Origin of the sequence: Arthrobacter cupressi, assembly GCF_900099975.1 — a bacterium.
Taxonomy (GTDB): domain Bacteria; phylum Actinomycetota; class Actinomycetes; order Actinomycetales; family Micrococcaceae; genus Arthrobacter; species Arthrobacter cupressi.
The window spans coordinates 263,334-282,426 of record NZ_FNEI01000001.1 but is presented as its reverse complement, the minus strand read 5'-3'; the positions used below and the strand labels follow the sequence as shown (position 1 = coordinate 282,426).

At 67.8% G+C, this 19,093-nt stretch carries 17 protein-coding genes and 1 pseudogene; 10 read left to right on the top strand and 8 right to left on the bottom strand.

The window, feature by feature from the left end; translation table 11 throughout:
• Window positions 1-120: 120 nt before the first annotated feature.
• Window positions 121-1,200 (top strand): Gfo/Idh/MocA family protein, encoded by a 1,080-nt coding sequence (locus tag BLP88_RS01250; RefSeq protein WP_074586607.1) that lies wholly within the window; start codon window positions 121-123, stop codon window positions 1,198-1,200.
• 322 nt (window positions 1,201-1,522) lie between these two features.
• Here BLP88_RS01250 and BLP88_RS01245 read toward each other — a convergent pair whose 3' ends face one another.
• Entirely contained in the window at window positions 1,523-1,990 is a 468-nt protein-coding gene (locus tag BLP88_RS01245; protein ID WP_074586268.1) for a DoxX family protein, read from the bottom strand.
• Between the two features lie 110 nt (window positions 1,991-2,100).
• Here BLP88_RS01245 and BLP88_RS01240 point away from each other — a divergent pair, with 110 nt between their 5' ends.
• Window positions 2,101-3,204 carry an FAD-dependent oxidoreductase gene (locus BLP88_RS01240; protein WP_074586266.1) on the top strand — a complete coding sequence of 368 codons (1,104 nt, stop codon included), beginning with the start codon at window positions 2,101-2,103 and terminating at the stop codon, window positions 3,202-3,204.
• A 91-nt stretch (window positions 3,205-3,295) separates the two neighbouring features.
• On the opposite strand, the gene BLP88_RS01235 is transcribed toward BLP88_RS01240, so the two are convergent.
• Window positions 3,296-5,515 (bottom strand): NADP-dependent isocitrate dehydrogenase, encoded by a 2,220-nt coding sequence (locus BLP88_RS01235; RefSeq protein WP_074586265.1) that lies wholly within the window; start codon window positions 5,513-5,515, stop codon window positions 3,296-3,298.
• Window positions 5,516-5,897: 382 nt separating this feature from the next.
• Here BLP88_RS01235 and BLP88_RS01230 point away from each other — a divergent pair, with 382 nt between their 5' ends.
• Entirely contained in the window at window positions 5,898-6,875 is a 978-nt protein-coding gene (locus BLP88_RS01230; protein WP_074586263.1) for a trypsin-like serine peptidase, read from the top strand.
• A 142-nt stretch (window positions 6,876-7,017) separates the two neighbouring features.
• Here the strand turns inward: BLP88_RS01230 and purH are convergent, their stop codons facing one another.
• Window positions 7,018-8,688, bottom strand: coding sequence for a bifunctional phosphoribosylaminoimidazolecarboxamide formyltransferase/IMP cyclohydrolase (purH, locus tag BLP88_RS01225; RefSeq protein ID WP_074586261.1), 1,671 nt, complete (start codon window positions 8,686-8,688; stop codon window positions 7,018-7,020).
• A 158-nt stretch (window positions 8,689-8,846) separates the two neighbouring features.
• On the opposite strand from purH, the gene BLP88_RS01220 reads away from it, so the two are divergent.
• The 3 genes and pseudogenes from BLP88_RS01220 (at window position 8,847) to BLP88_RS01210 (ending at window position 12,119) form a co-directional block, all read left to right on the top strand.
• The gene (locus BLP88_RS01220) at window positions 8,847-9,797 is read left to right on the top strand and encodes an N-acetylglucosamine kinase (protein WP_074586260.1); all 951 of its coding nucleotides are present in this window, start codon (window positions 8,847-8,849) and stop codon (window positions 9,795-9,797) included.
• Entirely contained in the window at window positions 9,772-10,746 is a 975-nt protein-coding gene (gene murQ, locus BLP88_RS01215; RefSeq protein WP_074586258.1) for an N-acetylmuramic acid 6-phosphate etherase, read from the top strand. The genes BLP88_RS01220 and murQ overlap by 26 nt, the downstream gene beginning before the upstream one ends.
• Before the next feature lie 21 nt (window positions 10,747-10,767).
• Window positions 10,768-12,119 (top strand): annotated as a pseudogene (locus BLP88_RS01210) (MFS transporter).
• Between the two features lie 98 nt (window positions 12,120-12,217).
• Here the strand turns inward: BLP88_RS01210 and BLP88_RS01205 are convergent.
• A complete protein-coding gene (locus BLP88_RS01205; protein ID WP_074586256.1) occupies window positions 12,218-13,156 on the bottom strand; it encodes an endonuclease domain-containing protein in 939 nt (312 codons plus the stop codon).
• 119 nt (window positions 13,157-13,275) lie between these two features.
• On the bottom strand, window positions 13,276-13,857 hold the full coding sequence (gene purN / locus BLP88_RS01200) for a phosphoribosylglycinamide formyltransferase (RefSeq protein WP_074586254.1): 582 nt from the start codon (window positions 13,855-13,857) through the stop codon (window positions 13,276-13,278).
• Window positions 13,858-13,895: 38 nt separating this feature from the next.
• Between purN and BLP88_RS01195 the strand changes: the two genes are divergently transcribed.
• On the top strand, window positions 13,896-14,324 hold the full coding sequence (locus BLP88_RS01195) for a hypothetical protein (RefSeq protein ID WP_245679728.1): 429 nt from the start codon (window positions 13,896-13,898) through the stop codon (window positions 14,322-14,324).
• Here BLP88_RS01195 and BLP88_RS01190 read toward each other — a convergent pair.
• Window positions 14,321-15,637: a cell division protein PerM gene (locus tag BLP88_RS01190; protein WP_074586251.1), complete on the bottom strand. Its 1,317-nt coding sequence runs from the start codon at window positions 15,635-15,637 to the stop codon at window positions 14,321-14,323. The two genes, BLP88_RS01195 and BLP88_RS01190, sit on opposite strands and share 4 nt — an antisense overlap.
• Window positions 15,638-15,825: 188 nt before the next feature.
• Between BLP88_RS01190 and BLP88_RS01185 the strand changes: the two genes are divergently transcribed.
• From BLP88_RS01185 to BLP88_RS01175, 3 genes are all read left to right on the top strand, one after another.
• Window positions 15,826-16,287 (top strand): DUF4383 domain-containing protein, encoded by a 462-nt coding sequence (locus BLP88_RS01185; RefSeq protein ID WP_074586249.1) that lies wholly within the window; start codon window positions 15,826-15,828, stop codon window positions 16,285-16,287.
• A gap of 279 nt (window positions 16,288-16,566) precedes the next feature.
• Entirely contained in the window at window positions 16,567-17,994 is a 1,428-nt protein-coding gene (locus BLP88_RS19205; RefSeq protein WP_074586247.1) for a flotillin family protein, read from the top strand.
• A 6-nt stretch (window positions 17,995-18,000) separates the two neighbouring features.
• On the top strand, window positions 18,001-18,243 hold the full coding sequence (locus BLP88_RS01175) for a hypothetical protein (RefSeq protein WP_074586246.1): 243 nt from the start codon (window positions 18,001-18,003) through the stop codon (window positions 18,241-18,243).
• Window positions 18,244-18,250: 7 nt separating this feature from the next.
• Here BLP88_RS01175 and BLP88_RS01170 read toward each other — a convergent pair whose 3' ends face one another.
• Window positions 18,251-18,628, bottom strand: coding sequence for a hypothetical protein (locus BLP88_RS01170; RefSeq protein ID WP_074586244.1), 378 nt, complete (start codon window positions 18,626-18,628; stop codon window positions 18,251-18,253).
• On the bottom strand, window positions 18,625-19,005 hold the full coding sequence (locus BLP88_RS01165; RefSeq protein WP_074586242.1) for a J domain-containing protein: 381 nt from the start codon (window positions 19,003-19,005) through the stop codon (window positions 18,625-18,627). The genes BLP88_RS01170 and BLP88_RS01165 overlap by 4 nt, the downstream gene beginning before the upstream one ends.
• Window positions 19,006-19,093: the final 88 nt, after the last annotated feature.

Sequence of the window (19,093 nt, the reverse complement as noted above, 5' to 3'; positions counted from 1 at the left end):
CTGCGAGGGATGAACTAACCCAGCCTAAACGTACCGACCGCCAAGTATGTTTAGCCGGGAGGATGAGTTCCCTGCCCAAGAGGAGGAAAGCCGCCGGAATGGAGTGAGAGGATGGGCAGCATGAGCAAGCACATCGCCAGGCCATGGCTGTTCAGCCAGGAAGACCAGGACCCGCGGGCCGCCACCGGGAAGACCCTGCGCTGGGGCTTTATCGCTACCGGCGGGATCGCGAACACCGTCGCCGGGGACCTGGTCCAGCTCAAGGACGCCGAACTCTACGCGGTCAGTTCGCGCCGCCAGGAGACGGCGGACGCGTTCGCCGCGACGCACGGGGCCAGGAAGGCGTACGGGGACGACGGCGGAATGCACGGCTACCAGCGACTGCTCGCCGACGACGCGGTGGACGTCGTCTATGTCGCCACCCCGCATGCGCAGCATTACGAGGTGGCCAAGGCGGCGCTCGAGGCCGGCAAGCACGTGCTCTGCGAGAAGGCCCTCACCATCAACGCGCGCGAAGCCACCGAGCTGGTGGGGCTGGCACGCGAGCGCAAGCTCTTCCTGATGGAGGCCATGTGGAGCCGCTTCCTGCCGAGCATGCAGCGGGCCTTCGCGATCGCGGCCTCCGGCGAACTCGGCGAGGTCAAATGGGTCAGCGCGGACCTCGGATTCCCGGCACCGTACGACCCCACCGCACGGATCTGGTCGCCGGCCGACGGCGGTGGTGCGCTGCTGGACCTGACCATCTATCCGCTGCTCTGGGCCTGGGGAACTTTGGGGGCGCCGCAGTCTGTCAGCGCCGTGGGCACCCTGAACAGCGACGGCGTGGATTCCCAGAACGCCCTGACTCTCGGCTATGACAACGGCGCCATCGCGCAGCTGACGTCCTCCCTGCTCGCGCACGGTCCGCGGTGCGCGTCGGTGGCAGGCACCGGAGGGTTCCTGCAGACGCACGGCTCCATCAACAATCCGCGCGAACTGCATATCCGCACGGGGTGGGACGAGCCGCGGGTGGAGCGCTTCGACGTCGTGGGCGTGGGCTACTGCTACGAACTGCGCGAGGTGACCCGGTGCATCCAGCAGGGGCTCACCGAGAGCCCGGTGATGCCATGGGACGATTCGCTGGACACCATGCGCCTGTTCGACGGCGTCCGTTCCCAGCTGGGGGTCCGGTACGCCAACGATCAGCCCAGGGGCGTGTGACAGGACGCGTCACACGGCGTTGAAGGATTCCGTACCGGCGCCCTCTTCCCGTCATTCACAGTCCCAGTCGTGACAATCGGCGTAGAGATTTCCCCTTTTTCTGGACCGGGTATTTCCCTGGCCATACCATGAACGCAACCGTTGAATCTGAGTCAGAGGCTGGGGGCGTCAGATTAGCTGCGCAAGCCGCATTGCTGCTTCGGAAACCACGGCTACTACTCCGGTGGGTGGCGTCCTGCCGGAGCTCAGGTGGTGGCCCCGGTGCGGTCCCTGTTAAAGCCGGGGCCACCATACTGAACCTCCCGGCGGCCTGGCACGCGGGCTAGCGCCTGCCCCGTTGTCCAGCAGGCGTCTTCAGGCCGGAGAAGCGTACGCCGGACATCTTCCGGTCCAGCGAGGCTGAGCCCGCACCGAGGAAGACGAAGGCCAGGGACACCACGACGTAGACGATGAGCAGTTCCCCGGCGATCCCGCCCGTGGCGGCCAGCAGGGGCTTACCCGATTCGGTGACGAACCAGATGGCGGCGAACATCATCGCGGCCAGGAAGCCGGCCAGCCGCGTGAGCGCCCCCACCAGGAGCATCGCGCCCAGGCCTGTTTCACCGGCGATCACCAGCCAGGACAGCATCTCGGCCTTCTGCACGCCCATGCCGGCGATGGAGGCTTCGAACGCTTCCTGACCGGCCAGGAGCTTCTGGACACCGTGCAGGAGCATGAGGGCGCCGGCGCAGATTCGGAGCAACGCGGTCCCGTGGGCAGCGGCCGCGGGGGAAGGATTGAGGAAACTCACGCACCCCAATCTATGCCCCCGCCCAACTGACTCGCAGTTGTTGCCGTTTTGAGCCCTCAAAACGGCAACAACTGCGAGCTACCTGGGGGTGAAACGGCAGAATGGAAGCCATGAATGTTGACGTAGTGGTGGTAGGCGGCGGCGCAATGGGATCGGCCGCCGCCTGGCAGCTGGCCCGGACCGGCAAGTCAGTGGTCCTGTTGGAACGGTTCGAAGAAGGCCACCATGCCGGCGCCTCGCACGGCGCCACCCGGAACTTCAACACCGCCTACGCCGAGTCCGACTACCTGGACCTCCTGGCCGAATCCCGCACCCTGTGGGACGAACTGTCCGACGAGTCCGGGACGCAGCTGCTGGACCTCGTCGGGCTGGCCAACCATGGAAATGCGGCCAGGCTCCGCACCGTCCGCGAGGCCCACAGGGAACGCGGAATCGAAAGCCACTTCATCTCCGCCGCCGAGGCCGGGGAACGGTGGCAGGGCATGAATTTCCGCGGCGACGTGCTCTTCGTGCCCGGCTCCGGCCGGGTGCGGGCAGCCGAGGCGCTGCGTGCGCTGCGGGCGGCCGCTGAGGCCCGTGGCGCCCGTTTTGAATATTCGACGCCGGTCCGCAGCATCCGGGTCCTCGGCCCGGACTCCGTCCTGGTGGCGACGGACCACAGCGAGTTCACGGCCCGCCGCGTGGTGGTCACGGCCGGAGCCTGGACGGACAAGGTCCTCGACGGGCTCGCCGCCCTGCCTCCGCTCGTGGTGACCCAGGAACAGCCCGCGCACTTCACCCCGCTGGACGGCTCGCTGGAATGGCCCAGCTTCAACCACAACCCGGATCCGGACGACCCCCGGGACGCCTACTGGTACAGCCCCGTCTACGGCATGATGACGCCGGGCGAAGGCATCAAGGCCGGCTGGCACGGCGTGGGCCCCGTGACGGATCCGGACGCCCGCACCTTCCAGCCCGAACCCCGGCAGCTCGAAGCTTTGGTGCGCTACGCGCGCGAGTGGCTTCCCGGCGTCGACCCCTCCTCCGCGGTGCCGATCAGCTGCACCTACACCACGACGCCGAACGAGGACTTTGTGCTCGATGCCTTCGGCCCGCTGGTGGTCGGCGCGGGTTTCTCCGGGCACGGTTTCAAGTTCACCCCGGCGATCGGCCGGGTCCTGGCGGACATCGCCGACGGCGGCGTGGCGGCACCGCGCTTTTCCGCGTCCCGCTGAGTGTGGCGCTTAAACCCAAATGACTCGCAGTTGTTGTCGTTTTGAGGACTCAGAACGACGTTAACTGCGAGTCAGTTGGGTTAAGCCGTGGCTACTTCAGGCCGGCGAGCACCGTGTTGAAGGTCTCGGACGGGCGCATGACGGCGGAGGCCTTGTCGGCGTCCGGGCGGTAGTAGCCGCCGATCTCCACCGGGGAACCCTGGACGGCGAGCAGCTCGCCCACGATGGTTTCCTCACCGGAGGTCAGCGCCTCGGCGACCTTCGCGAAGGAGGCGGCCAGCTCGGCGTCGGCGGTCTGCTTGGCCAGTTCCTGGGCCCAGTAGGAGGCCAGGTAGAAGTGGCTGCCGCGGTTGTCGATGGTGCCCAGCTTGCGGCCCGGGGACTTGTTCTCCAGCAGGAAGGTGCCGGTGGCGCGGTCCAAGGTGTCGGCCAGGACCTGGGCCCGGGCGTTGCCTTCGGTGGTGGCCAGGTGCTCGAAGCTGACGGCCAGGGCCAGGAACTCGCCCAGGCTGTCCCAGCGCAGGTAGTTCTCCTTGAGCAGCTGCTGGACATGCTTCGGGGCGGAGCCGCCGGCGCCGGTTTCGAAGAGGCCGCCGCCGTTGATCAGCGGAACCACGGAGAGCATCTTGGCGCTGGTACCCAGTTCCAGGATGGGGAACAGGTCCGTGAGGTAGTCGCGGAGCACGTTGCCGGTCACCGAGATGGTGTCTTCGCCCTTGCGGATGCGGTCCAGGGTGAAGGCTGTGGCCTTGACCGGGGACATGATCTCGATCTGCAGGCCCTCGGTGTCGTGGTCCTTCAGGTATTCCTTGACCTTGGCGATGAGCTGGGCGTCGTGGGCGCGCTCTTCGTCCAGCCAGAACACGGCAGGGGTCTTGGAGGCGCGGGCACGGGTGACGGCCAGCTTGACCCAGTCGCGGATGGGCAGGTCCTTGGTCTGGCAGGCGCGCCAGATGTCGCCGGGGGCAACCTCATGCTCGATCAGGACCTTGCCGGAACCGTCAACCAGCTGCACCTTGCCGGCGCCCTGGATCTCGAAGGTCTTGTCGTGGCTGCCGTATTCCTCGGCGGCCTGGGCCATGAGGCCGACGTTCGGCACGGTGCCCATGGTGGTGGGGTCGAAAGCGCCGTTGGCGCGGCAGTCGTCGATCACCACCTGGTAGACGCCGGCGTAGGAGCTGTCCGGCAGGACCGCCAGGGTGTCGGCTTCCTGGCCGTCCGGTCCCCACATGTGGCCGGAGGTGCGGATCATGGCCGGCATGGAGGCGTCCACGATCACGTCGGAGGGAACGTGCAGGTTGGTGATGCCCTTGTCGGAGTCCACCATGGCCAGTGCCGGGCCGTTTTCCAGGCCCTGCTTGATGGCGGCGGCAACCTCTTCGCGGATGTCTTCCGGGAGCTCGTCGAGGCCGTTGAGGATGGAGGCCAGGCCGTTGTTGGCGCTCAGGCCGGCGGCTTCGAGCTGCTTGCCGTACTTGGCGAAGAGGTCGGCAAAGTAGGCCTTGACCACGTGGCCGAAGATGATGGGGTCCGAGACCTTCATCATGGTGGCCTTCAGGTGTGCGGAGAACAGCACGCCTTCTTCCTTGGCGCGGGCGACCTGGGCGGCGAGGAATTCATCCAGCGCGGCGGCGCGCATGACGGTTCCGTCCACCACTTCGCCGGCAAGCACAGGGATGGACTGCTTGAGGGTCTTGACCGTGCCGTCCTCGTGGACCAGCTGGATGCGCAGGGTGTCGTCGGCCGGGATGACCACGGACTTTTCGTTGGAACGGAAGTCGTTGGCGCCCATAGTGGCGACGTTGGTCTTGGAGTCGCTGCTCCAGGCGCCCATGGAGTGCGGGTTCTGGCGGGCGTAGTTCTTGACCGACAGCGGGGCGCGGCGGTCCGAGTTCCCTTCGCGCAGCACCGGGTTCACGGCGGAACCCTTGATCTTGTCGTAGCGGGAACGGATGTCCGTCTCTTCGTCCGAGGAGGGGTTGTCCGGGTAGTCCGGCAGGGCGTAGCCCTGGCCCTGCAGTTCGGCGATGGCCGCCTTCAGCTGCGGGACGGAGGCACTGATGTTGGGCAGCTTGATGATGTTGGCTTCGGGCTTCTTCGCCAGTTCGCCGAGCTCGGCCAGGGCGTCACCGGTGCGCTGGTCTTCAGTGAGGTAGTCACCGAAGACAGCGATGATGCGGCCGGCCAGCGAGATGTCGCGGGTTTCCACGTCCACACCCGCCGTCGAAGCGAAGGCCTCGATGATCGGCAGGAACGAATACGTGGCCAGCATCGGCGCTTCATCGGTGTGGGTGTAGATAATCTTGGCCATTGCTCGGGCGTCTCCCTGAAGGTCTCCCGGGGCTGCAACTTCGCCGTTGCTCCTGTCGGCACGCAGGACGAACCACAAACCCCTTGCGTTGTTTGCCGGATGATGCCCGGCGGAACATTCCAACTATGCCACAGCGGGCCATTTCGCCCCTAAATTGCGGGGGTTCCCGGGCTTGCATGACGCGCCGCAGGCGCGGTCCCGCGCGGCGCGCCGCAGGCGCTGTCCCGCGCGAGGCGCCAGCCGCCGTCGTATTTCATAGAGAGCTATCACAAATTGTGAAACATCTCTTTACAAAGCTGTCACAGCGCGGGTAATTTTCATTGCGTTATCCCGCGGCGGCCTCTCCGCCCGGGCCACTTTCCCATCGAAAGTCAGGACAATCGTGACAAGAACCAAGACCCTGGCCACAAGCCTTCTCGGTCTCTCCGCCGCCGCACTGTTCGCCTTCACGTCCGCGGGAGGGGCGTCCGCGACGTCGGCCTCCCCCGACACCAAGGAGGTGCCCCAGACAGTCAGCGCCACACTCCAGACCAGCGGCGTCGCGGACTACTGGACCCCAGAACGCATGCGCTCGGCAATCCCGGGCGATGTCCTGGCGCAGAAGGCGCTGGAACGCGGCGGCAGGACCACCTCGCGTGCCGACGTCGTGCAGGGCCTGGCCACGAAGATCGCCGGCAAGGCCGGGAAGGGCAAGCCGTCCCTGCACACCGACGAAGCGCCCGTGTCGCACATCGGCAAGGTCTTCTTCACCCTCGGCGGGGCCAACTACGTCTGCTCCGGTAACTCCGTCACCTCGGCCAACGAGAGCACGGTCTCCACGGCCGGCCACTGCCTCAACGAAGGCCCGGGCGCCTTCGCCACCAACTTCGTCTTCGTCCCGGCGTACCTCAACGGCGCGGCTCCGTACGGGAAGTGGACGGCACGCGCCCTGTACACCACCACCCAGTGGAGCTCCGGCGGGGACATCCAGTACGACACCGGCTTCGCCGTCGTCTCGCCCCTGAACGGCCAGACCCTCGCCGACACGGTGGGCGCCTCCGGCGTCGAGTTCAACGCCGCCCGCGGCCTGACCTACAAGGCCTTCGGCTACCCCGCCGCGAGCCCCTTCGACGGACAGTCCCTCAAGGCCTGCAGCGGCACCGCCGTCAACGACACCATCAACCCCGGCGGCACCACCCAGGGGATCCCCTGCGACATGACCGGCGGTTCCTCCGGCGGCCCCTGGTTCATCGGCACCGGCTCCGGCGGCTACCAGAACTCGATCAACAGCTACGGTTACGGCAGCCGCTCCACCACCATGTACGGCCCGTACTGGGGTTCGGTCATCCAGCAGGCCTACAACAACGCCTCCGCCAACTAGGCTGGCTTAACGAACGACGGCGGCCGTCCCCTACGTGAGGGGGCGGCCGCCGTTTCGCTGTTCTTCTCCATCGGCTGCTGCGCAGATGTCGTTTTGAGGGCTCAAAACGACGGTGTCTCAGCAGTCGAGGAAGGTGTGTTTCCTAGTGGAAGAAGTGGCGGGAGCCGGTGAAGTACATCGTGATGCCGGCAGCGTTGGCCGCGGCGACGACTTCCTCGTCCCGGACGGAACCGCCGGGCTGGACCACGGCGCGGACGCCGGCGTCGATCAGGATCTGCAGGCCGTCGGCGAACGGGAAGAACGCGTCGGACGCTGCCACGGCACCGCGGGCGCGCTCAGGTGCGTTGGCACCGGAGGCGTTGGAGGCACCGCCGGCGCCGTCGACGTCGGACTCCACCGTGACGCCCAGCGTGTTGGCGCGCTCGACGGCCAGCTTGCAGGAGTCCAGGCGGTTGACCTGGCCCATGCCGATGCCCACGGCCGCACCGTTGTCGGCCAGCAGGATGGCGTTGGACTTGGCGGCGCGGCAGGCGGTCCAGGCGAAGGCGAGGTCGGCCAGGGTGGCGTCGTCGGCGGCGTCGCCGGCGGCGAGGGTCCAGTTGGCGGGGTTGTCGCCGTCGGCGTCCACCTTGTCGCTCATCTGGACCAGCACACCGCCGGAGACCTGGCGCATTTCCGCCGGGTAGCGGCCGTAGCCTTCAGGCAGGGCGAGAAGGCGGATGTTCTTCTTCTTGGAAAGGATCTCCACGGCCTCGGGCTCGAAATCCGGCGCGATGACGACCTCGGTGAAGATGCCGGCAACCGTGGCGGCCATGCCGGCGGTCACGGTGCGGTTGGCAGCGATCACGCCGCCGAACGCGGAGACGGGGTCGCAGGCGTGGGCCTTGGCGTGGGCGTCGGCGATCGGGTCCGCCGCGGAAGCGGAACCGACGGCCACGCCGCAGGGGTTGGCGTGCTTGATGATCGCGACGGCGGGCTCGGCGAAGTCGAAGGCGGCGCGCAGGGCGGCGTCGGCGTCCACGAAGTTGTTGTAGCTCATGGCTTTGCCGTGCAGCTGGTCGGCCTGGGCGATGCCAGCCGGGGCAGCCTTGTCCACGTACAGGGCGGCCTGCTGGTGCGGGTTTTCGCCGTAGCGCAGCACCTCGGAGCGTTCCAGGGCCAGGCCGGCGTAGGCGGGCCAGTCGATGACGCCGTCGCCGTCTTCGTCCAGGAACTGGGAGGCCGTCCAGGTTGCCACGGCGGTGTCGTAGGCGGCGGTGTGCGCGAAGGCCTTGGCGGCCAGACGGCGGCGGGTCTTCAGGTCGAAACCGCCGGAGGCCGCGGCCTCCACCACGGAGGCGTAGAAGGACGGATCCGTGACGATGGAGACGGCGGCGTGGTTCTTCGCGGCCGAGCGCACCATGGCCGGGCCTCCGATGTCGATCTGCTCGACGACGTCGTCCTGGCCGGCGCCCGAGCGGACCGTCTCAACGAAGGGGTACAGGTTGACCACCACGAGGTCGAAGGGTTCGATCTCCATGGCGGCGAGCGTGTCCATGTGGGCCTGGACGCGGCGGTCGGCGAGGATGCCGCCGTGCACGCGCGGGTGCAGGGTCTTCACGCGGCCGTCCAGCATTTCCGGCGAGCCGGTGACTTCTTCGACTTCCTTGACCGGGATGCCGGCCGCGGCGATCTTCTTGGCGGTGGAACCGGTGGAGACGATGGCGACGCCGGCTGCGTGCAGGCCCTTCGCGAGCTCCTCCAGTCCTGTCTTGTCGTATACCGAGATGAGTGCACGGCGGATAGGGACACGGTCAAGCTGCGTGAAGCTCACAAAAATCTCCGTCTTGGATCGCGTTGGTTCGCAGATGGTGGGGATACGCCACAGTTTATCGCGTCGGCGCTGGCCCCCCGGTTTCATTGCGTTGCGGGGCAGTTTTCCGCGCTCGAAAGGACGTAGAGCGGGCCCCGCAACGCGGATAGGGTTGGACCATGGATGCGTTGGGGATGGTACTGGTGGCCGATCTCGGCAAGAGCAGGTGCCGGCTGGAACTGCGCTCCGGGGACGAGGTGCTCGCCAGGGCGGACCAGCATGGCTTCCCCGGACTCGGTGTCACGGACGGCGCCCGCCTGGCCTTCGAACTCCTTGAAGACACTGCCGCGATGCTGCCCCGGGAGCTGACTGCGGCGGGCCCCTCCGGGTCCCCGCTGAGCGCTTTCGGGGCGGCCGTGGCAGGCGTCGAGGCTTCCGCCGAAAGCTCACGCAAACTCGCCAGCCTGCTCTCCGGCCGCTTCGGCGTCCCCGCCGCGGTCCTCTCCGACGCCACCGCCGCCCAGCTCGGCGCCATGCAAGGAGCCCCGGGCACCGTCCTGGTGGTGGGCACCGGCGCCGTGGCGTTCCGTTTCGACGACGGCGGTCAGCTGCACCGCGCCGACGGCTGGGGTCCGTTGCTGGGAGACCGGGGAAGCGGCCGGTGGATCGGCCAGCGCGGCCTGGAAGCGGTAGTGCAGGCGTTCGACGGCGGCCCGGAGACTTCGCTGAGCGCCGCGGCGGGCGCTTTGGTTGAGGACCCGCTCCTGCTCCCCGCCTGGCTGGGCGGGTCCGAGAATCCGTACCGGAGCATGGCCCGTTTCGCTCCCCTGGTGCTGCACGCCGCACAGGCGGGGGACGCCGTCGCCCGCGGCATCGTGGACGAGGCCTGCCGGATCCTCGCCGGCACGGTCACACGGGCCAACGGCGGCCATGGCCGGGTGGCTGTCCTGGGCGGCCTGGCGAGCTCGGTGTTCTTCGCGGGCCTCTTGCACAAGACCCTGGCTTCGGCTGGGATGGAGGTGGTCGAGCCCCTCGGTGACGGCATGGACGGGGCGGCCCTCGCTGCGACGCGCCGCGGGCTCCTGCAGGAAAGGTACATCCACCGTGACGGAACAAACTGGCCCGACTGATCCCACCGCCGCAACTCCGCCGCACGGCGACCCGCTGGCGGGGCTCCGCTCCGAACTCGCCGGCCTGCAGACCGAACAGCCGGCCCCCGGGCTGGACAGCATCGACACCATGGACACCGCCGCACTCGTGGCGGCGATGAACGAGGTCAACCGCACCGTCCCGGCCGCCGTCGAGGAAGCCGCGCCCGCCATCGAACAGACCGTCGACGCCGTGACGGAACGGCTGGCGCGCGGCGGCCGCCTGCTTTACGTGGGCGCTGGCACGGCCGGGCGCCTGGGTGTGCTGGACGCCAGCGAATGCCCGCCCACCTTCGGCACGCCCCCGGGCCTCGTGGTGGGCATCATCGCCGGCGGCACGCAGGCCATCCAGAAACCGGTGGAGTACGCGGAGGACAACGCGACGGCAGGTGCCCGGGACCTTCATGACATCAACGTGACGGAAAAAGATGCTGTGATTGGCATCTCTGCCTCGGGCCGCACCCCATACGTGATCGGGGCCCTTGAGGAAGCCCGCAGCCGGGGCGCGTTCACGGCGGCCATCGCCTGCAACCACGGCTCGGCCATCGGCAGGCTCGCGGACGTGGCGATCGACGTGGTGGTGGGCCCGGAATTCGTGGCCGGCTCCACCCGGCTCAAGGCCGGAACCGCGCAGAAACTGGTGCTGAACGCGATCAGCACGCTCACCATGGTCAAACTCGGCAAGACCTACGGGAACCTTATGGTGGACCTGAAAGCCACCAACGAAAAGCTGCTTGCCCGCTCCCAGCGGACCATCCAGCACGCCACCGGGGCGGACGCGGACACCGCGATCCGTGCCCTCGATTCGGTGGGCGGATCCGTCAAGGCGGCCATCCTCGTGCTGCTCACCGGGATCGATCCGGCGCAGGCGAAGGGTGCCCTGGACGAGGCGGGCGGCTTCCTGCGAAAAGCGGTCGAAAACCACCGCTAAAGTTTTCCCCAGGAGGGGAACATGAACACGTACACGTCAGTGCCCAGCGGCGAGCAGGTGGTCCAGGAACTGCCGTGGCGCTGGCGCGTCCAGGGCCGGATTTTCCTGATCGGCGGCCTGGGCTTCATGTTCGACGCCTGGGACGTGACGCTCAACGGCATCCTCATTCCCCTGCTCTCCAAGCACTGGTCCCTGCAGGCCGCCGACGCCGCCTGGATCGGCACGGCCAACCTGATCGGCATGGCCCTGGGCGCCTTCGCGTGGGGAACCATCGCGGACACCATCGGCCGCCGGAAGGCCTTCACCGCCACCCTGCTGATCTTCTCCATCTTCACGGTGCTGGGTGCGTTCGCGCCGGACTTCCTCTGGTTCTGCCTCTTCCGCTTCCTGGCCGGCTTCGGGCTGGGCGGCTGCATCCCGGTGGACTACGCCCTGGTGGGCGAGTTCACCCCGCGCAAGCAACGCGGCAGGGTGCTCACCGCCATGGACGGCTGGTGGCCCGTCGGCGCCGCCCTGTGCGGTTTCGTGTCCGCCGGGCTCGTGGCCGCGTTCGCGGACTGGCGCCTGACCATGCTGGTGATGGTGCTGCCGGCCCTGCTGGTGTTCTGGGTGCGGCGCAGCGTCCCCGAATCCCCGCTCTTCCTCATCCGCAAGGGCCGCCGCAAGGAAGCCGCGGAAGTCATCGACGCCCTCGTGGCCGCCACCGGAGCGGAGCAGCGCGCCTACAGCCTGCCCGATCCGCAGGACGTGCCACGGCTTTCCGCCGGGAGCGCCTGGACCCAGCTGCGCGGACTGTGGCAGTTCAGCTGGAAGATCACGACGGCGGCCTGGGCTTTGTTCTTCACCGTCCTTCTCGTGTACTACCTGAGCCTGACCTGGATGCCGCGCATCCTGATCGGAGCCGGGTTCGAGGAGTACAAGGCGTTCGTGACGACGGCGGGAATGGCCGCCGTCGGGCTCCTGGGCGTGGTGGCCGCAGCACTGCTGGTGGAGCGGCTGGGCCGCAAGTGGATCCTGGCGGTCACCGGCCCGCTGTCCGCACTGACGCTGGTGGTGGTGGCGCTGGTGGTGGACATTCCGTCCGCCGCGGTGTTCTGGCTGCTGGTGTTTGGCTTCGTGGTGCAGGTGGCAATTCCGGTGCTGTACGCCTACGTGTCCGAGCTGTACCCCACGGAGCTGCGCGGCTCCGGCTTTGGCTGGGCCTCGACGTTTTCCCGGATCGGCGCCGGCTTCGGGCCGCTGGTGTTCGCCTCGTTCTTCTGGCCACCTTCGGGCTGGCCACCTCGTTCGCGCTGGCCGGCGGACTGGTGCTGCTGGCCGTCATCTGGATGGGTCTCTTCGCCCCGGAAACCAAGCAGCGTTCGCTGAGCTGACGCCTCTCCTTTTCCCAACTGGATCGCAGTTAATGTCCTTTTGAGGGGCTATTCCGACATCAACTGCGATCCAGTTGGGCTGTTCCCTGCAGGCGATGTCAGCGGGGACGCCATCCGCGCTCTGCCAGCGCCGTCCGGACCTTTGCCACGGCTGCCCTTGCGCCGTTCTCCATGTGGCGTTTGGAAATCCGGACAGATGACCAGCCTGCCCTCGCAAAGTCCTCTTCGCGGGCAATGTCCCGGACAATCTGGGCAGGATCCGCATGCTGCTCGCCGTCGTATTCCACCGCAACGAGGTACTCGCGGTACGCCAGGTCAGGATGGCGTACGACGCCGGACCCGAGGTCCACGGGAGCGTTGAGTTCCGGTTCCGGCAGTCCGCCCCGCTCCAGTGCCAGCCGAAGCCTGGTTTCAGGGGCAGAGTCCGCGCCGACCCTGGCTTGTTCCAGGGCAAGCCGCGCTTTCCGGATCCCCGGCGTTCCTTTGTGCCGGTCCAGCATGTCGCCCAGCTGCCTGATGGTTGCGTATGGCTCGCTTCGTCCCTCGAACACCGGACGCGGGATCCGCAGCAAATGGTCCGCCACCACGGTCAGCTCATCGATGCTCATTTTTCGGGACACGTCCAACCAGGTCCGCACCCGGGTGGTGACCAAAAGGCCGTTCAGGTTGGTGATCTCGTCCGGAAAGAATTGGCCGTAGTGTCCCACCACCCCGCGCCGCCGGGGAATCGCCATGGTATCCGGACGCGAAATATGGATGCCCGGTTCGTCGCTGCCCGGGAGGAACCCCGGGAGATCCCAAAGCACGAAGGCCGAGGCATGGGACACAGCAGAGAATTCGGTGACCGCGGTAAGGGCCCGGAGCAGCGGAGGCGCGGCCCCGGATGCATCGGAGGCATCCGGGATCCGGATGCCGCGGCTGGGCTTGTGGAGCGCGCGGTGCCGCAGGCGCCCGGGGGTCACTCCGGCGTCGAGGGCTTCCTGGAAGGTGAACGGCAAAGCAGCAAACGGTTGCGGCAGGGGTTGCGGGGTCCTCATGCCCCATGGTTGCAAACCTTGCGGCCCCGCAACGGGTTATCCACAGGCAGACGCCCGGCCACCCCAACTGGATCGCAGTTAATGTCCTTTACAGGCCTCAAAAGGACATTAACTGCGATCTAGTTGGGGGAAGGAATCGTCCGGGAGGCGAGCTCGCCGAGGGTCTGCACAAGAAGCCTGCGCTCCACCACCTTGATGCGTTCGTGGAGGGAATCCTGGTCATCCTCCGGGAGCACGGTCACGGCTTCCTGGGCGATGATGGGGCCGGTGTCCACGCCGGCGTCGGCCCAGTGCACCGTGCAGCCGGTGACCTTCACGCCGTAGGCCAGCGCGTCCCGCACGCCGTGGGCGCCGGGGAAGGCGGGCAGCAGGGCGGGGTGGGTGTTGAGGTACTTGCCGCCGAAGGTGTCGATGAACTCGGGGCTGACGATCCGCATGAAGCCGGAGGACACCACCACGTCCGGCTGGTAGGAGGCCACCTTGGCGGTGAGGGCCGCGTCCCATTCGGCGCGGGTCTCGAAGGAGTTGAAGTTCACCACGAAGGTTTCCAGGCCGGCGTCGGCGGAGCGCTGCACACCGAAGGTGTCTTCGCGATCGGCACCCACGGCGGCGATCTCGACGTCGAGCTCCCCCGCTTTCACGGCGTCGATGACCGCCTGGAGATTGGAACCGGTGCCTGAGACGAGGACAACAATGCGCATTGCACTAGCTTATGGCCGCCTCGCGTAGGCTGGAAAACATGAATTCCGACGCCGGACCCCGCCCCCAGCTGCCAGCTCACGGGGAGGCGGAGGCCGCGCAGTCCCGCACCCAGCTCCTGTTCCGCAGCTTCCTGCTCACCGTGCTGGGCGCGGCGTTCATCTACTCGCTGAACGTCAGCTACGTGTGGCTGAGCGGCATCCTCACCCTGGCCGCCTGGGTGCTCGGGATTGTGGTGGTGGTCCGCGCGGTGCGTTTCCGGCAGGGCCGGATCCTGCTGTTCGGCACCATTTCCGGGCTGGTGGTGTCCGCGGTGCTGGGACTGCTGGTGGTGTTCTCGGCCCTGTTCTTCAAGCAGGTGAGCGCCTTCCAGGAATGCTCCCGCGACGCCCTCACCGAACAGGCCCGGAGCAGCTGCACGGCGGACTTCGACCGGTCCCTGCCGCCAGTCCTGCGCTCGGGACTCTAGTATTTGGCGGCTTCCAGGTCCGCCTCGCGCAGCTTCTGCCGGCGTTCCAGCCACGGCCCGGCCGCGTAGCCGATCACGACGCCGATCCCCACCTCCGCGGCCAGCCAGGCCGCCGTCCACAGCGGGTCGGGCCCGATTTCGGTGAGGCGGCCGATCCCGGCCGAACCCCGCGCCATCCAGGCCAGCGCCCCGGCGAGGACTCCCGCGACGGCGCCGATCAGCGCACCGAGCACCAGCGTGGACACGGCGGCGGTGAACCAGCGGGCCCGGATCTTGATGGAGAGCCATTCGTCGAAGTGGTTCTCGCCTTCGCGCAGGAACCACCACCCGGCCAGCAGCCCGGCCAGCACGGGGAGCACCAGGGCGGCTGCCCCGAAATCCAGCTGTCCGGTGGGCAGCGCGCCGAACACCGGGATGGCCGGCAAGGGCCCGACGGCGGTCCCCAGCGGTCCGGCGTGCGAGCCGACTCCCAGCGAGAAACCTGCGCCCGAGCTCCAGGCCAGCGTGAAGAGCACCAGGTTCGGCAGATAGCCCAGCTGGGCGATGGTGAGCACCGCGCCGCCGAGCGCGCCGGCCTTCAGCCCTTCGTAGACGGCGATGATCTCCGTCCAGTGGATGCCCAGGTCCACCGCGAGCAGCACCGCGGCCAGGGCGAGGGAGGTCATGAGGGCCACGGACCCGGCCTTGATGGCGGAGGCGAAGTAGGACCCCGCCCAACGGGAGTGCTGGCTGGTCCGGGCGATCCAGTCCACCGCGTCCACGCCGATGAGCCTGCTCCACGAGCCTGCTTCCCGGCGGGAGCCCACCACCATGCCCAGGCCGAACGGAATCAGCGGCAGGAGCATGGCGAACCAGATGTTGATCACCACTTCCTGCGTGCGGCACACGAAGGCGGTGGCGGCGCCGAAGGCACCGTAGACCAGGAGCGCGCCAAGGAAGGCCTGCCACAGCTGGTCCGTGTACGAGGCCCGGGCGAGGCGGCGGCCTGCGCGCCAGGCCAGCAGGAACGGAATGAGGGTCAGGCCCAGGGGGAAAAGCGAGAGGACTCCGCTGCCGGGCTGCGCCGCGGTGCCGACATTCACGGACGCCAGCTGGAGCGGGACGCCGTGGATCAGCAGCCAAGCCTGGCCCGCCAACCGGGCCAGGAAATCGACCTTGCGGTTCTCGAATCCGTCAGTGGCCCAGACCCCGGCGAGGGGCAGCACCACCACCAGGGCGGAGATGATGGCGGCCTGCGCCGATTCGAGCGCGCCCTGCAGCCACAGGGGCATCGGGAGGCCACGGTTTCCGGTCTGGTCAGCACGCAATTTCATCGTGATCCATCGTGCCACGAAGGCCCTGCCCGGGCCGGTCGGGCGCGCTGGCGCACGGCTGTTTTGACGCTCACCCTCGCGGCGCGGACCGGCAGCCTGCCGCGGGAGGCGCGGGCCGCCGTCGGGCGCCTTTTCAGGCACCCGGACGTAAGATGGGGAGTAGTTCCCACGGAATGGTTGGAGGGCATATGAGCAGCGCGGCGTCACATGCAACAGGAGTCCATTTCGGACGCCAGGACATCCAGATCGCAGGCATCGGCGTGGCCCTGCTCGTGGCGCTGGTGGGAGTGCTGGGATTCATCCCGGGCATCACCACCCAGTACGCGCAGATGCAGTTCCTCGGGCCGGACTCCCATGCCATGCTCCTGGGCCTGTTCCAGGTGTCGATGCTGCTGAACCTGATGCAGCTGGGCATCGGGACGGCCGGCTGGTTCCTGTCCCGCACGGCGTCCGGGGCACGGGCGTTCCTGTATGGCTTCGGCGCCCTGTATGTGCTGATCAGCGCGTACGGGCTGGGCGTCGGGGAGGAATCGGCTGCGAACTTCCTCTCGGTGAACCTCCTGGACAACTGGACGCACCTGGTGCTCGGCATCCTGATGATGACCGCCGGCTGGATGTTCTGGCCCAGTCAAACCGATGGGAGAAAGTAGCCCGGACATGGCAATCCCGGGACGATGAGGAGTGGCCAATGAATAGCGAGCACAGCTCAATCTAACGAGTCATCAAAAGGGCTGGCACAGCTGGTCCGGCGAAGCTGCCGGGGGCTGTGCCAGCCTTCTCGTTTGCGTAGTGCGGCGCGCACCGCACAGTCCCCGTCGAAAATCACTGGACTTCCACGCATCTGCTTGCACAGACTGTCTACAGAACCGGCAGCCCGGCCTATGGGGGTCCACCACGATGCCTGTTCACTGACCCTGAGAGGACAGGTCATGGAAGCTTTCCTTCCGGTAATCATCGTCATTGCTCTCGTCCTGATCGCCGTCGGCGTCATCTGGGGCGTGACCAAGGCGATGTGGAAAGTGGCCGAGCCGAACGAGGCCCTCATCATCTCCGGCCTGACCCGCGGGACACTGGAAAACACGGACGGCATGGACTTCAAGATCGTCACCGGCAAGGGCGCCCTGGTGGTCCCCGGCCTGCAGACGGTGCGCACCCTCGCGCTGACGCTGAACGAAACCGAACTGAAGGTCAACTGCGTCACGTCACAAGGCATCCAGGTGGTGGTGGAAGGCGTGGTGATCTACAAGATCGGCGACTCCCCCGCGTTCATCGCCAACGCCGCCCGGCGCTTCCTGGGCCAGCAGCCCAAGATGGAGAGCCAGGTCTACAACGTCTTCGAAGGCCACCTGCGCTCGATCATCGGGTCCATGACGGTGGAGGAAATCATCCGCGAACGCGACAAGCTCGCCTCCCAGGTCCGCAGCGCCAGCGGCGTGGAGATGGAGAAGCTCGGCCTCGTGGTGGACTCCCTGCAGATCAAGGACCTGCAGGACCCCACCGGCTACATCCAGAACCTGGCCAAGCCGCACATCGCCCAGGTCAAGATGGAGGCCCGCATCGCCGAGGCCACCAGGAACCGGGAAGCCGCCGAGAAGGAAGCCGAGGCCGCGGCAATGATCGCCGACGCGCAAAGCCTCTCGGCCATCAAGCAATCCGCCGCGCAGGCCAATGCCGAAAGGGCACGCGCCAACGCCGCACAAGCCGGCCCGCTCGCCGACGCCACCGCCCGCCAGCAGGTGGTGGTGCAGGAAACCGAGGTGGCGAAACTCGAGGCCGACCGCGAGGAGCAGAAGCTGCAGACCACCATCCGCAAGCCCGCCGACGCCAAGGCCTACGCCCAGCGCACCGAGGCCGAGGCCCAGAAGGCGGCCGACATCAGCGCCGCCGAGGCCCGCGCCAAGCGCACCGAACTCGAGGCGCAGGCCAACGCCCGGAGGCTCGAAGTGGAGGCGCAGGCGAGCGCGGCGGCCGCTGCCGCCATGGCCGGCGCCACCCGGGTCACCGGCGAGGCCGAAGCCGCCGCCACCAAGGCCCGGGGCGACGCCGCCGCCTCCGCAGTGAAGGCCAAGGCCCTCGCCGAGGCCGAGGGCATCAAGGCCCGCGGCGAGGCGCTGGAGACGAACCAGGACGCGGTCATTTCCCAGCAGCTGGCGGAGAACATGCCGGCCATCGTCGCCGCGGCCGCCGAGCCGTTCGCGCACGTGGGGCAGCTGACGGTGCTGAACGGCGGCGAGGGCCTGAACAGCATGGTTGGCGGGATCCTGTCCCAGGTGGGGAACTTCCTGCCGTCGCTGGCATCCGCGTTGAAGAACGGCAAGGACGGCACCAAGCGTCCCCCGGCCACGCCCAAGTCCTGAGCCGCCATGTATAAGAACGTCGACCACAGCCTCACCGGCAGGATCGGCCGCGTCACGGGACGGATCGGCCCCGGGACCATCGGCGAGGTGATGCTGCCGTACCGGGGCGGGCTCAGCGCCTTCCACGCCCACCCCTTCGACAAGAGCAGCGAGTTCCCTGTGGGCGAGAAGGTCCTGGTGATCTACTTCGAGCCGCCGCAGACGGTCTTCGTGGATGAGCTGCCGGAGGAACTCAGGCACGACAGCTGAGAGACGCCTACGGTTGCGGGCCGTAAATGAACGCCTTGGCGTGGTTCACGGCTTTCTTGAAGGCGTCGTTGCGGAGGGAGACCTGTTCGCGCGAGGCACCCTTGCCCGGTTCGGTGAATGTCGTCGGCCCGGGGCGGAGTATCCAGATGTCGCCGGCCGGTGGAAGGTAGAAAACGCCGAAGGAACGATGCTCGGGATCGTCGGTCCAGATCGGCACCACGGCCACGGCTGCGCCTGTGTCCACGTTGATCCACTGTGCCCGCGGCATGGGTTGCTCGTGCACTTCCGGGTCCAGGAACGGCGCCGTTCCTTTCCCCCAGCGCTGCTCGAAGCGTTCGTAAAACGCGGGCATCAGGTGGCTGTCGTAGGAGCGCCAAGCACTCATGTAGGTCTCCTTGGAAAGGTGTTGCCGGGCGGGGGCGACCAGCGGGTTGGCCCGAAGTTGAGCGGCCCGGCGGGACCCCGCGGTACCGGATCCCGGTGGACCCGCACCTTGACGGGTGTCCCGGCCGGGCGGGTCGGTGGGAGCTCCCGATCGTACGCCGCCCGCTTCTCCGGGTCGGACAGGACGACGTACGCCTGCATAATGGCGTGCAATTGCTGGAGGTCGACCGCCCCGGAGGTGCCGCCGTCGTGGGTTTTTTGGCGGGTGTCCGGATGGAGCCGGCGCAGCAAACCGCGGTACGCCCGGGCGATCTCGCGGGCGGTGGCCGCAGGCGGGACACCAAGGATTGCGTAATAGTCGGCGTGGCCGTTATCCAAGGCAGACCCCCGGTGAGAATGGTACGGAATTGGGGACGGCCCCCGGAGGGCACCAGGGGCCGCCCGTTGGGAGACACCGTCGGGGGCC